The following is a 12833-nucleotide window of genomic DNA, read 5'->3' as shown; positions in this document are numbered from 1 at the left end:
CTCCTTGCTCGTCAAATGGTTAACGACTTGTTCGAGTATTTTTATTCAGCGTTTCAAGGAGCCCCCCATGCGTGGCGTAACCTATCACGGTACCGGAGATTTCCGCGTCGATACCCATCCCGATCCGATAATCGGTCATGAGCGCGATGCCATCATCCGCGTGACCTCCACCGCGATCTGCGGGTCCGATTTGCATATGTTCGACGGTTTCATGCCGGAGATGAAAACCGGCGACATCATTGGCCATGAATTCATGGGGGTGATTGAGGATGTCGGCTCCGGGGTGGGCAACCTCAAGAAAGGCGACCGTGTTGTGGTGCCGTTCACCATCAATTGTGGCCACTGCCATTGGTGCCAGAACAAGCAATTCTCGCTCTGCGATGAATCCAACCCGGATGCCGAAAAGCTGGCCGCGATCACTGGGCAGGCGGCTGCGGGCTTGTTCGGTTTCTCGCACCTTTACGGCGGCTACGATGGCGGTCAGGCGGAATATGTCCGCATCCCGTTTGCGGACGCCACACACCTGAAAGTTCCGGACGGCTTGACTGACGAGCAGGTCCTGTTCCTCTCCGATATCTTCCCCACCGGCTGGCAGGCAGCTATGAACGCTGAGGTCAAACCGGGCAGCACCGTCGCAATCTGGGGCGCTGGTCCTGTCGGCCTGTTCGCGCTGAAATCCTGCCTGCTGCTGGGTGCCGAGCGTGTTTTCGTGATCGACGACGTGTCGGAGCGTCTGGCAATGGCCAAGGCTCATGGTGCCGAGGTCATCGACCATTCGCAGGTCAAACCCTATGATGCCCTGATGGAGCTGACCAATGGCATGCTCCCCGAAAAAAGCATCGACGCGGTCGGGCTGGAGGCGCACGGCACTGGCGTGATCGACACCATCTATGACAAGGTGAAGACCGCGACGATGCAGGAAACCGGTCGTCCGCACGTTCTGCGCGAGGCCATCATGTGTACGCAAAAGGGCGGCATCCTGTCGATCCCCGGCGTCTATGCCGCGATCGTGGACAAGTTCCCCATCGGCGCCGCCTTCGCCAAGGGGCTGACCTTCCGCATGGGCCAGACCCATGTCATGCAGCACGCCCCCACGCTGTTGGAGCACATTCAGGAGGGCCGCATCGACCCCACCTTCCTGATCACCCATCGCGGCAAGCTGGAGGACGCGCCGGACCTCTACGAGACGTTCCGCGACAAGAAGGACGACTGCGTCAAGGTGGTCCTGACCCCATAACGGCCCTGACCATAACGCATAAGCGGCGGCCCCTTCCGAGGGACCGCCGCCACTTTGCTCCAGAAATATCCAAATCCATCGTCGCCGCGCTTACTTCCGCTTGCGAAGGCTTTTCGCCGGGTTCACGGCTCGCTTGTACGGCTCGCCAGCCTGTTTCGCGCGCTGCACCGCCTGCGGTTCCGCCTTGATGCCCAACTGGTCGCGCAGGATCTTGCCGCGAATCTCCTCGACCTCGCCGTCCTTCATTTCACCCAGTTGAAATGGGCCATAGCTGACGCGGATCAGGCGGTTCACGTCCAGTCCGACCTCGTTGAGCGCGCGGCGAATCTCGCGGTTCTTGCCTTCCTTCAGTCCGATGGTCAGCCAGCAATTCGCGCCCTGAACCCGGTCGATGCTGATCGACATCGGGCGGAATTTCTCACCGTCGATCACGATGCCGCGTTCCAGCGGTTTCAGCGTCTGCTCCGTCGGGTTGCCCTTGGCGCGCACCCGGTACTTGCGGGTCCACCCGGTCGAGGGCAATTCCAGCTTGCGCTTCAACTCGCCGTCATTCGTCAGCAGCAGCAGGCCTTCGGAGTTCAGATCGAGCCGCCCGACGCTGAGCACCCGTGGCAGATCCTCGGGCAAGCGGTCAAACACAGTCGGACGGCCTTTTTCATCCCGCTCGGACGTCACCAGCCCGACAGGCTTGTAATAACGCCACATCCGCGGCGCCTCGGCTGCGGCCAGCGGGATGCCGTCCACCTCGATCCGGTCGGAGGCGGTGACGTTCAGCGCCGGGCTGTCGATGGTCTTGCCGTTCACGCGCACGCGCCCCTCACCGATCAGGCGCTCGGCCTCGCGGCGGGAGGCGCGACCGGCGCGCGCCATGCGTTTGGCGATCCGCTCGCCCTGAGGTGTGGTACTGGTCATCCGCTTCGCATACGCGCGGCAGGCCTTTGGCGCAATGGTGGGTGTGGGGGCAGGTGCCTCCGGCGGGGATATTTGGGGAAAGTGAACGGGCTTGCACGGGGCGCCGGGGGCTTGCACGCTTCGTGGGGGGCGGGCAGACAGGGGCATGACACGTTTCAACTCCCATATGGATGCAGCATTTGTCGAGGCGCAGGCCGCCGCGGCGCTGGGTGAGGTGCCGGTTGGCGCGGTCATCACGTTGAACGGACAGGTGATCGCGGCCGCAGGCAACCGGACGCGGACGCTGAACGACCCCACCGCCCATGCCGAGATTCTGGCGATCCGCGCCGCGTGCGAGGTGCTGGGGCAGGAACGGCTGACGGGGGCCGACCTGCATGTGACGCTGGAACCGTGCCCGATGTGCGCCGGTGCCATCGCCGCTGCCCGCATCACGCGGCTGTATTACGGTGCGTCCGATCCGAAATCCGGTGGGGTGGAGCAGGGGGCGCGGGTCTTTGCCCATCCTCAATGCCACCACGTCCCCGAGATCTATCCCGGCATCCGCGAGACGCAGGCCACGGAACTGCTGCGGGGGTTCTTCGCGACACGGCGCTGAGCCGCGCTCCCTTGACTTCGCAGCCCCGGCGCGGTGTATCGGCGCGGACCGTCCGCATCCAGCGCACGCCCATCCGGGAGAGATAAAATGCACGCCTATCGTAGCCATACCTGCGCCGACCTCCGCTCCACCAATGTGGGCGACGATATCCGGCTGGCGGGCTGGGTCCATCGGGTTCGCGATCACGGCGGCGTGCTGTTCATCGACCTGCGCGACCATTACGGCATGACGCAGGTTCTGGCCGACAGCGACAGCCCGGTGTTTTCCGAGTTGGAGAAGGTCCGCTCCGAATGGGTGATCCGCATTGACGGCACAGTCAAGGCGCGCGACCCCGAACTGGTGAACCCCAATATCCCGACCGGAGAGATCGAGGTCTATGTGCGCGGTCTCGAAGTGCTGGGCAAGGCGGACGAACTGCCGCTGCCGGTCTTTGGCGATCAGGACTACCCCGAGGAAACGCGCCTGAAATACCGCTTCCTCGACCTGCGCCGCCAATCGCTGCATGACAACATCATCCTGCGGTCGGACGTGGTGAAGTCGATTCGCAAGCGGATGTGGGACATTGACTTCAACGAATTCCAGACACCGATCATCACGGCGAGCAGCCCCGAGGGCGCGCGCGATTTCCTCGTGCCGTCGCGCCTGCATCCGGGCAAGTTCTACGCGCTGCCGCAGGCCCCCCAGCAGTTCAAGCAGCTGATCATGGTTGGCGGCTTCGACAAGTATTTCCAGATTGCACCCTGTTTCCGCGACGAGGATCCGCGCGCCGACCGCTCCCCCACCGATTTCTACCAGTTGGACGTGGAGATGAGCTTCGTCGAGCAGGAGGACATCTTCGCCACCGTGCAGCCCGTCATCCAGGGTGTGTTTGAGGAGTTTGGCGGCGGACGCAAGGTCGATACCGACTGGCCCCGCATTCCGTACGCCGAGGCGCTGGCCAAATACGGCTCGGACAAACCCGACCTGCGCAACCCGATCATCATGCAGGACGTGTCCGAGCATTTCGCAGGCTCCGGCTTCGCGATCTTCGCCAAACTGTTGGAGCAGGAGGGCACGCAGGTCCGCGCCATCCCCGCGCCCACGGGCGGCTCTCGCAAGTTCTGCGACCGCATGAACAAGTTCGCGCAGGAGCAGGGCTTGCCCGGCATGGGGTATATTTTCTGGCGCGATCAGGGCGAAGGGATGGAGGCCGCAGGCCCCCTCGCCAAGAATATCGGGCCTGAGCGGACTGAGGCGATCCGCCAGCAGCTTGGCCTCGAAGTAGGCGACGCCGCCTTCTTCCTCGGCGGTAAGCCCGAGGCGTTCGAGGGCGTCGCGGGTCGTGCGCGCAACGTCATCGGCACGGAGCTTGGCCTCAGTGAGACCGACACCTTCCGCTTCGCCTGGATCGTCGATTTCCCGATGTATGAGAAGACCGAGGATGGCAAGATCGACTTCTCGCACAACCCGTTCTCGATGCCGCAGGGCGGGATGGAGGCGCTGGACGGCGATCCGCTTCAGGCGCTCGGCTATCAATACGATCTGGCCTGCAACGGCTATGAGCTGGTCTCGGGCGCGATCCGGAATCACAAGCCGGAGATCATGTATCGCGCGTTCGAAATCGCGGGCTATCCCAACTCCGAAGTGGACAAGCGGTTCGGTGGGATGGTCAACGCCTTCAAATATGGCGCACCCCCCCACGGTGGCTGCGCGGCGGGCATCGACCGTATCGTGATGCTGCTGGCGGATGAGGCGAACATCCGCGAGGTCATCATGTTCCCGATGAACCAGCGCGCCGAAGACCTGATGCTGGGCGGCCCCACGGACCCCACGAATGAACAATTGCGTGAATTGCATCTGCGGGTGGTGAAGGAAGACTGATGCTGAACGATCTGCGTGCTGCGGGTTTCGATATCGAAACCCGCAACCATGCGCAGGCCATCCTCGTGGGCGATTTTCCGGAGGTGGCCGCAGATCTCTGCGAAGTTCTCTCCAGTTTTTCCATCGAGGCGCGCGAAGTCATCGGCAGCGGTGGCGGTCAGGCGAAATCCACCATGCGTTTGCGCGACGCCCTTTACGACAAGGGCTGGCCGAAACACGAATTCGTCGTGCAGACCATCGTGGACGGGGTTGAGCGCGAAGCGATCAGCCATGAGATCGACCACATCCATCATGCCGCCGCCGGGACGCTCGCCCTGGAAATCGAGTGGAACAACAAGGACCCGTTTTTCGATCGGGACCTTGAAAATTTTCAGAGATTGCATGCGCAAAGTGCGATCTCTCTGGGCATCATCATCACGCGCGGCGCGAGCCTGCAATCCTCGCTGGAGGATATCGTGGAGTGGACACTGCGGCGCGATGGCATCCTCGACGTGTCCGAACTGGAGGATTGGGGCATGAAGGAGCGTACCGCCCGCCAGAAAAGAATGCTCGATGCTCAGCTGGAAAAGCAGGTGCCCTTTGCCAGAGCATTCGCGCGGTCATTCGTGGCGGATAAGTATGGCCAGGCGACGACACATTGGGAGAAGCTCGCCACCCGTATCGCGCGCGGGGTGGGCAATCCATGCCCATTGGTGTTGATCGGATTGCCGGTCGGGGTCGTTACGGATTATTCCGCCGCGACGCCGGAATGATAGGAATAGGTCTTCCAGTCCGGTTTGTAATCCGCGTCCGCCTGATTTCCCCACGTGGTCCAGCCATCGCGCACGCCGCGACTGAACAGTTCCAGATACGGACCCCATGAGCAGCTTTCGATAAGCTCGTATTGTTCATCTGGCTTGCGGGAATGTTCACGCTTGCGGGTCTGGATCATGTTGACCTGACGGCGTCCGGCGGCCTCGGTCCGAACGTTCTTGCCGCGCGTGCCGAACAGCAAAATCTCCGTCACGTTTCGAAAGTAGAACCCGACCCCACGCCCGTCGGAGCCGCCATCCTTGCGGATTTTGTGCCAGATGATGTTCGACTTGTATTCGAAACCCCATGCGGACAGGACTTTCAGTCCGTCGGGTAGCAGGGCGTTCGGCACCCACATGTAACAATGGGCGCGATCCTCCAGATGCTCTGCCACGGGCAGGGCGCAGATATCGTCGAGGGTCATGGTCGGATAGCGTGCGAGCCGTTTATGCTCCGGCGCGACCTTTCCCGTGCGATTGGTGAATCGCCAAGGGGGATCCGCCATGACGCAGCTGAACTTGCTACCGTTCAGGAACTGTCGCAAATCTTGTGAAGGGTTCGTATCCATATCCAACATATTGCGCATCCACAGCGATATTCCAACCGAAAAGTCAGAAGAACGTTACGTGAACGAACGTTGCGGATCCAGTATTATCTCACCTGCACCCTGACGCTCCGCCCTCGTCCAGCCAGGTTGTGATGTCGGTGAAGGTAGGCGCGCCACGCCGCAGATAGCCGTAGGGCGACATGGCGGAGATGATGTCGATATGGCCGACCCCTTCGTAGAGGCGCTCCTCCACCGGGTTGCCGGCGGCGCGCAGGGCGGCGCTCATCAGTTCGGTATCCTCGGCATGGACCGTCGTGTCGGCCAGACCGTGCAGCAGCAGGGAGGGTGGCTTGGGCCCTTGGGCGAAGTTGATCGGCTGGCTGTCATCGCGCGTGGCCTCGGGGAAGGTGACGCGGTGGGTTTCCTGTGTCAGCGGCAGGAAATCGTAGGGGCCGGAAATCCCGACAAAGCCCGCGAAATCGCAATTGCTCCGCCCCACGGCTTGCATGTAGCGCGGGTCATAGGCCAGCAGCGCCGCGATGTGCGCCCCGGCGGAATGACCCATCAGGACGACAGGGCGATCACCTTGCAGAAAGTGATCCGCCGCTAGGGCCGCGTCCTCGACAAATCCCGGAAACACCGTTCCGGGGCTGAGGCGGTAATTCACGACCGCGACCGGATAGCCCGCATCCCCCAACGCCGTGCCGAGGAAACGATAGATGTCCTTGGAACCCTCCATCCACGAACCGCCGTGCACGAACAGGATCAGCGGGGCGTCCACCCCCGCGTTCGCGGGTTCGTACAGGTCATAGGCATGACGCTCCAACGGCCCATAGCTGAGCTCCCTCTGTTCGCGCACCATGTCCGAACCTGAGACAGAATTTAGAATCGTGACGGGGGAGCATCCCGCAGCGAACAGGGCGACGAAGAGGCTGGCGATGCGGCGCATGATATCTCCTGACTTTCGGATGACGCTAGCCGGCAGAGCCGCCCTGTAAAGCCGCGCAATACCGCGTCAGGTGGGGCGTGCGAGTTTGTAGACCATCTTGTCCAGACCCGTCTGCATCTTGGGTGCCATCAGTTTCAGCCCCTGCATCAGCATCTTGCCCTTCATCGACGCACCTGCGAAATCCAGCACCACTGCCAGGTCGGTGCCGTCGCCCTCCGCGCTCAGCACGAATTCCAGGGTGATGACCAGCCCCTGCGCCGTTGCCTGATAGATCAGGCGGTCGGGGGCTTCGCGCACGGTGCACACCAGATCGGCCTCCACATCCGCGCCGTTCATCTGCGCCTTGACGGTCCATGCATCGGGACCGGCGGGGATCACCTGCATGCTGTCGTTCAGGCTGGCAAGTCTGGCCGGATCGCTCAACCGGGCGTAAATGTCGGCGGGGCAATCATCCAGACGGGTTCGGGTCGTCAAGTTCATTTCAGGTCCTGTCTTCCAGCCACATGTCGAGCAGATGGCGTGCAATGGCACCCCGTCGGGCTGGCATGATGTCCGGATCGCCACCGCCCATCGCACGCATGCAACGTTCGCGGCTGATCCAGATCGCATCCTCCAGCTCGACCGGGTCGAGTTTGATTTCAGTGTCCAGCGCCTCCCCCGCGCAGCCGATCATCAGCGACGCAGGAAAGGGCCAGGGTTGCGAGGCGAGATAGCGCACCGCCCCCACATTGACCGCGGTTTCCTCCATGACCTCACGTCGCACGGCGGCTTCGATGGTCTCTCCCGGCTCCATGAAACCGGCGAGGAGGGAATACATGCGCTTCGGCCATCCGGGGGAGCGGCCCAGCAGCACGTCGTTGCCATGAGTTATCAGCATGATGACAACCGGATCGGTGCGCGGGAAATGCAGCGCGCCGCAGGCGCCGCACATGCGCGACCACCCCCCCTTGATCGCGTCGGAGGGCTGGCCGCATTTCGCGCAAAAACGGTGCGAATGGTGCCATTCCAGAATGCCCCGCGCCATCGCCGCGTTACCGGCATCTGTTGGCGTCAAACGTACCATGTTGGCGCGCAGATCGCCGAAGGACGTGCCCTCGGGCAATCCGGTGCCGTAATTTCGGGATGGATCGAGGAACGTCGCCAGCTCCGCCGGGTCGCCCGCCGGTTCCTTCCACGTGGACAGGTCGGCGGCGAAACGTGGTGCGCCGGTCTGCGTCAGACCCAGAAAAATCGGCTTTTCCCGTCCATGATCCAGAACGGCATGATCGCTGGGCAGCCAGATCAGGTCCGGCTGCGGACCATCGCTGAGCAGCGGTTTCCCGCGCCAGACCGCCATCACACCCGCCTCGGGATGCGCCCAGGCGGCTGACAGGCCCGCCTCGTCCTCGCGGATATGCGCGGCCCGGTCTATGTCCGCCCCGCCGAATGTCACCTGCTCGTCCATCACGCTCCGCCTTCGTGGTTTCGCTTCGCAGCTATCACGCACGGGGGCAGGGGGCAAAGGGGAAGGGGGCGCGGAGTGTACGATCTGGCCCTGCTGTCCCCCCATGCCTGAAGGCAGGCCCCTTCCCACCGACCGCGGGACGGTCTAGATGTTCGCCAGCACAGCAAAAGGGTCGCGCATGTCATTCTTCGGTAAGCTCAAGGATCGCCTGACCAAATCCTCCAGCAAGCTGGAGCAGGGTCTGGACGCCATAGTGGAGGAGGCACCCGCCCCCGAACCGCAACCCGCCCCGACACCCGATCCGCAACCGGCCCCGGTGCCCACGGATGCGCCCGCGCCGAAACCCGGCTTCTTCGCCCGGGCGCTGGGACGCAGCGATGCGCCGCGCCGGATCCTCGACGATGCGATGCTCGAAAGCCTTGAGGAAGTGTTGATCCAGTCGGACATGGGGGTGGAAACCTCGATCAATGTCGCCGCCGCGCTGGCCGAGGGGCGCTTTGGCAAGCGGTTGTCCACGCCCGAGATCAAGGACGCGCTCGCGCAGGAAATCTCGAAGATCATCGCGCCGGTCGCCCGGCCCATGCCGCTTTACGCCAAGAAGCCGCAGGTCGTGCTGGTCGTCGGCGTCAACGGGTCGGGCAAAACCACGACCATCGGCAAGTTGGCATCCCAGTTCAGGGCGGCGGACAAGTCGGTGGTGATCGCGGCTTGCGACACATTTCGCGCCGCGGCGGTGGAGCAGTTGCAGGTCTGGGGGGATCGCGCGGGCGTTCCCGTCCTGACCGCCGCGCAGGGGTCCGATCCGGCCTCCCTCGCCTATGAGGCGATGGTCCGGGCGGAGGCGGACGGTGCCGACCTTCTGATGATCGACACGGCGGGCCGCCTGCAAAACCGTGCCGACCTGATGGAGGAACTGGCCAAGATCGTCCGTGTGATTCGCAAGAAAGACCCCGACGCGCCGCACAACACTCTGCTGGTTCTCGACGCCTCCACGGGGCAGAACGCCGTCGGTCAGGTCGAGACATTCCGAAAGATCGCCGATGTCACGGGCCTGGTGATGACCAAGCTCGACGGCACGGCCAAGGGCGGTGTCCTGGTGGCGCTGGCCGACAGGTTCGGCCTGCCGATCCATGCGATCGGGGTGGGGGAGAATATCGAGGATCTGCAAGCGTTCGACCCGGACGATTTCGCCCGTGCCCTGACCGGCGCCGATGCCTAGGCGCGACCGGCCGATCGGCTCCACCCCGCATCTGTCGCCGCTCCCCGCCGCGAAAGCGGTATCACTCCTTGTCCGAGGACAGTTCCTTCTCGACCCGTGTTGTGATCTTGCTCAGCAGCCACAGCACGATCAACGTCATGATCGTCGCCTGCAGGGCCAGCATCAGCCGCCCCGTGCCGCAGGCCAGCCCGACCGCGCCGGCCAGCCACATGCTGGCCCCGGTGGTCAGCCCCTTGACCTTGCCGCGCGAGGTGATGATCGAGCCCGCCGCCAGGAACGCGACACCCGCCGTCACCGCCTCGATCAATCGCAGGGGGTCGAACTGCACGCTCTCGCGGTCGGTCGCGCCCATCAACTCGAACGCGATCAGGGCGAACAGACAGGCCGCGAGGGTAATCATGATATGCGTGCGCAGTCCCGCCGGATGATTGTCCGCCTCACGCTCCAACCCGATCATGCCGCCGAAGATCAGCGCCGCGAACATGCGCAGCATCGCGATGGCGGGCGGAACGGCCGCATTCGGATCGACGAATTCCGCGATGATCGTATCGAGCATACGAGAGTCCCCTCAGACATTTGCAGACAGATGACAGATAAATCGCTTCGGCGCTGCGTCTATGCGCCGCGCCCCGGAACCGCCACCCTGGCGGGTCGAATGCCTGGGTGTTTTTCTGTGCAACAACAGCGCAGCCGCAGGGCCACCGCCGCGCAGCCAGCCATTTTTGCGCAGGTCGTGACCCGATGACAGACTGGATCGCGGGTATCGAGGGCACCGCCGCAGGGCATCAGATGGCGATGATCCTTGCCCTGACCTCGGCTGTTGCGCACGCCCTGTTGGGAGCGTTGCAAAAGGGGCGGCACGACCCGTGGCTGACCCGTGGAGCGATTGATATATGCTACGGGCTGATGGCCCTGCCGGTCGCGCTGTTTGTGTTCCCGCTGCCTACGCCGCAATTATGGGCGGTTCTGGCAGGCGTTTTCGGGATCCATGCAGGCTATAAATGGCTGCTGGCGATGGCCTATTCACGCGGCGCCTATACGGTCGTCTATCCGGTCGTGCGCGGCACTGCGCCGATCATCACGGTTCTGGCTGCGGGGGCGCTGTTTCACGAGCGGTTCACACCCTTGCAATGGGGGGGAACGGCTTTGCTGTCCCTGGCTATTTTCGGCCTCGCCGCTGTGAACCTGCGCGCGGCGACCGTGGGGCGGGCCGCGCTGGGGGCGGCGCTGGGCCTTGCCGTTGTGACGGGAATTCTGACCTCGCTCTATACCGTTTATGACGCCTTTGGCATTCGCATGGCGGAAAACGCCTTTACCTTTCTGGCGTGGTTTTTTGTCGTGGACGGGCTGGGGCTGTTTCCCTGGGTCGCGCTGGCGCGGTGGAAACGTATGGAAAACCGGCCCGATCCCGGCCCGCTGATGCTGCGGGGGCTGGTGGGGGGATTGCTCGGCTTCGTCAGTTTCGGCGCGGTGATGCTGGCCACCCGGCTGGACAAGGTCGGTGAGGCGGCGGTACTGCGCGAGACATCGACCGTCTTCGCCGCTGCAATCGGCTGGCTTTTCCTGCGCGAATATGTAGGACCGACCCGTGCCGTTCTGATGGCGCTGATCGCCGCCGGAGCGGTCCTCGTGGAAATGGGAGGCTGACATGGCCGACGCGAAAAAAATAAATCCCCTCCTGAAGCTGGCATTGGAGGTCGGCCCCGTCGCCGTCTATTTCTACGCCTATCGCCGCTTTGCGGACGGGGTGACATATGGCGGAACCGAATATTCGGGCGTCGTCGCGGCGACGGCTGTTTTCGTGCCGCTGATCCTGCTGTCGCTGGTCATCAGCTGGATCCTGACGCGCACCTTGCCGCGCATGGCGGTGTTTACGGCGATTATCGTCGTTGTTTTCGGCGGGCTGACGATCTGGCTGAACGACGACGTGTTTACCAAGATGCGCCCGACGGTGGTCTACGGCCTGTTCGCCTTCGTGCTGGGAACCGGTCTGTGGCTGCAGGGGCGCAGCTATCTGCGCTATCTGATGGGGGAGGTCATGCCCCTGACCGAGGAAGGGTGGATGCTGTTCACGCGCAATTGGGTGTTCTTCTTCGCCGCGATGGCCGTGTTCAATGAGTTCACGTGGCGCGTTTTGGGTGAGGAAGCGTGGATCTGGCTCGACACGTTCGGGCAGATGATCCTGACCTTCGTTTTCCTCGCCACACAACTGCCCATACTGACCCGCCACACGGTCGAGGATGAGGATCAAGGCTGAAACGGCACCTCAGCCATGCCTGCTTTGTATGCGACATGAATGCCGCAATCTGTAGAGTGCGCGGATGATCTTCCTTCGTGGCATCTTCCTCAAAATCGCGTCGGTCGCGGTGTTCGTGTGCATGTCCGCAATCGTGAAGGCCGTGTCCGACACCGTTCCCGCGGGTGAGACGGTCTTTTTCCGCTCGATTTTCGCGGTGCCGGTGATTCTGGGGTGGCTGTTGCTGCAACATGACAACCTGCGCGACGGGCTGAAGACGGCGAATCCGATGTCGCATCTGTGGCGGGGGGTTGTGGGCACCACCGCAATGGCGCTGACGTTCACGGGTCTGGGCCTGCTGCCCTTGCCCGAGGTGACGGCCATCGGCTATGCCGCGCCGCTGTTCGCGGTGATCCTGGCCGCGATGTTTCTGGGTGAGCAGGTGCGTCTGGTTCGGCTGGCGGCGGTGTTCATGGGGCTGATCGGCGTTGGCATTGTTCTGTCGCCGCGCCTGACGACGCTGAATTCCGACGGCCTGACCGATGCGGAGACGCTGGGCGCGGTGATCGTCCTTGCCTCAGCCGTGTTCGTGGCGCTGGCGCATGTGTTCATCCGCAAGCTGGTCGCGACAGAGAAGACGACCGCGATCACGTTCTGGTTTTCCATCACCGCCAGCGTGCTGTCGCTGATGACGCTGCCGTTCGGCTGGGTTCTGCCGGACCCGGTGACGTTCGGGCTGCTGGTCGGGGCGGGGCTGCTGGGCGGTGTCGGGCAAATCCTGCTGACCTCGGCCTATCGCTACGCGCCCACAGCGGTGATCGCGCCGTTCGACTATGCCTCGATGATCTTCGCGTTGATTCTGGGATACGGTTTGTTCGGTGAGGTGCCGACGGGCAGGATGCTGATCGGCGCGGCCATCGTCGTGGCGGCGGGCCTGCTGATTATCTGGCGCGAGCAGATGCTGGGGATCTCGCGCAAGGAACAACGTCGCGCGCAAACACCGCAAGGCTAGGCTTGCCCGCGCGGCCCCGGCCCGCTACCC

14 protein-coding genes are annotated in these 12833 nt (G+C 63.3%); 8 read left to right on the top strand and 6 right to left on the bottom strand.

What is annotated here, in order from left to right:
* Positions 1 to 67 precede the first annotated feature (67 nt).
* Positions 68 to 1237, top strand: coding sequence for a zinc-dependent alcohol dehydrogenase (locus H1S03_RS06635; RefSeq protein ID WP_185803724.1), 1170 nt, complete (start codon positions 68 to 70; stop codon positions 1235 to 1237).
* A 90-nt stretch (positions 1238 to 1327) separates the two neighbouring features.
* Here the strand turns inward: H1S03_RS06635 and H1S03_RS06630 are convergent, their stop codons facing one another.
* Positions 1328 to 2149 (bottom strand): pseudouridine synthase, encoded by an 822-nt coding sequence (locus H1S03_RS06630; protein ID WP_185803723.1) that lies wholly within the window; start codon positions 2147 to 2149, stop codon positions 1328 to 1330.
* Between the two features lie 145 nt (positions 2150 to 2294).
* Here H1S03_RS06630 and H1S03_RS06625 point away from each other — a divergent pair, with 145 nt between their 5' ends.
* The 3 genes from H1S03_RS06625 (at position 2295) to H1S03_RS06615 (ending at position 5356) form a co-directional block, all read left to right on the top strand.
* The gene (locus H1S03_RS06625; RefSeq protein ID WP_185803722.1) at positions 2295 to 2744 is read left to right on the top strand and encodes a nucleoside deaminase; all 450 of its coding nucleotides are present in this window, start codon (positions 2295 to 2297) and stop codon (positions 2742 to 2744) included.
* An 87-nt stretch (positions 2745 to 2831) separates the two neighbouring features.
* Positions 2832 to 4604, top strand: a complete 1773-nt coding sequence (gene aspS / locus H1S03_RS06620) for an aspartate--tRNA ligase (protein WP_185803721.1) — start codon at positions 2832 to 2834, stop codon at positions 4602 to 4604.
* Positions 4604 to 5356 (top strand): BglII/BstYI family type II restriction endonuclease, encoded by a 753-nt coding sequence (locus tag H1S03_RS06615; protein WP_185803720.1) that lies wholly within the window; start codon positions 4604 to 4606, stop codon positions 5354 to 5356. The genes aspS and H1S03_RS06615 overlap by 1 nt, the downstream gene beginning before the upstream one ends.
* Here H1S03_RS06615 and H1S03_RS06610 read toward each other — a convergent pair.
* The 4 genes from H1S03_RS06610 to nudC form a co-directional block, all read right to left on the bottom strand.
* Positions 5332 to 5964, bottom strand: a complete 633-nt coding sequence (locus H1S03_RS06610) for an MT-A70 family methyltransferase (RefSeq protein ID WP_166193914.1) — start codon at positions 5962 to 5964, stop codon at positions 5332 to 5334. The genes H1S03_RS06615 and H1S03_RS06610 overlap by 25 nt on opposite strands.
* 88 nt (positions 5965 to 6052) lie before the next feature.
* Entirely contained in the window at positions 6053 to 6892 is an 840-nt protein-coding gene (locus H1S03_RS06605) for an alpha/beta hydrolase (protein ID WP_185803719.1), read from the bottom strand.
* A 66-nt stretch (positions 6893 to 6958) separates the two neighbouring features.
* A complete protein-coding gene (locus tag H1S03_RS06600) occupies positions 6959 to 7372 on the bottom strand; it encodes an SRPBCC family protein (protein WP_185803718.1) in 414 nt (137 codons plus the stop codon).
* A 1-nt stretch (position 7373) separates the two neighbouring features.
* The gene (gene nudC, locus H1S03_RS06595; RefSeq protein WP_185803717.1) at positions 7374 to 8336 is read right to left on the bottom strand and encodes an NAD(+) diphosphatase; all 963 of its coding nucleotides are present in this window, start codon (positions 8334 to 8336) and stop codon (positions 7374 to 7376) included.
* A 178-nt stretch (positions 8337 to 8514) separates the two neighbouring features.
* Between nudC and ftsY the strand changes: the two genes are divergently transcribed.
* Complete coding sequence (gene ftsY / locus H1S03_RS06590) at positions 8515 to 9555, top strand: signal recognition particle-docking protein FtsY (protein ID WP_166189612.1); 1041 nt, start codon at positions 8515 to 8517, stop codon at positions 9553 to 9555.
* Between the two features lie 61 nt (positions 9556 to 9616).
* Here the strand turns inward: ftsY and H1S03_RS06585 are convergent, their stop codons facing one another.
* Entirely contained in the window at positions 9617 to 10111 is a 495-nt protein-coding gene (locus tag H1S03_RS06585; protein WP_185803716.1) for an MgtC/SapB family protein, read from the bottom strand.
* Positions 10112 to 10296: 185 nt separating this feature from the next.
* Here H1S03_RS06585 and H1S03_RS06580 point away from each other — a divergent pair, with 185 nt between their 5' ends.
* From H1S03_RS06580 to H1S03_RS06570, 3 genes are all read left to right on the top strand, one after another.
* A complete protein-coding gene (locus tag H1S03_RS06580) occupies positions 10297 to 11202 on the top strand; it encodes an EamA family transporter (protein WP_185803715.1) in 906 nt (301 codons plus the stop codon).
* Position 11203: 1 nt separating this feature from the next.
* Positions 11204 to 11812 (top strand): inner membrane-spanning protein YciB, encoded by a 609-nt coding sequence (locus H1S03_RS06575; protein ID WP_185803714.1) that lies wholly within the window; start codon positions 11204 to 11206, stop codon positions 11810 to 11812.
* 64 nt (positions 11813 to 11876) lie between these two features.
* The gene (locus H1S03_RS06570; protein WP_185803713.1) at positions 11877 to 12803 is read left to right on the top strand and encodes a DMT family transporter; all 927 of its coding nucleotides are present in this window, start codon (positions 11877 to 11879) and stop codon (positions 12801 to 12803) included.
* Positions 12804 to 12833: the final 30 nt, after the last annotated feature.

The organism is Pontivivens nitratireducens (assembly GCF_014235845.1).
Taxonomy (GTDB): Bacteria; Pseudomonadota; Alphaproteobacteria; order Rhodobacterales; family Rhodobacteraceae; genus Pontivivens; species Pontivivens nitratireducens.
This window is presented reverse-complemented; position numbering and strand designations above follow the sequence as displayed.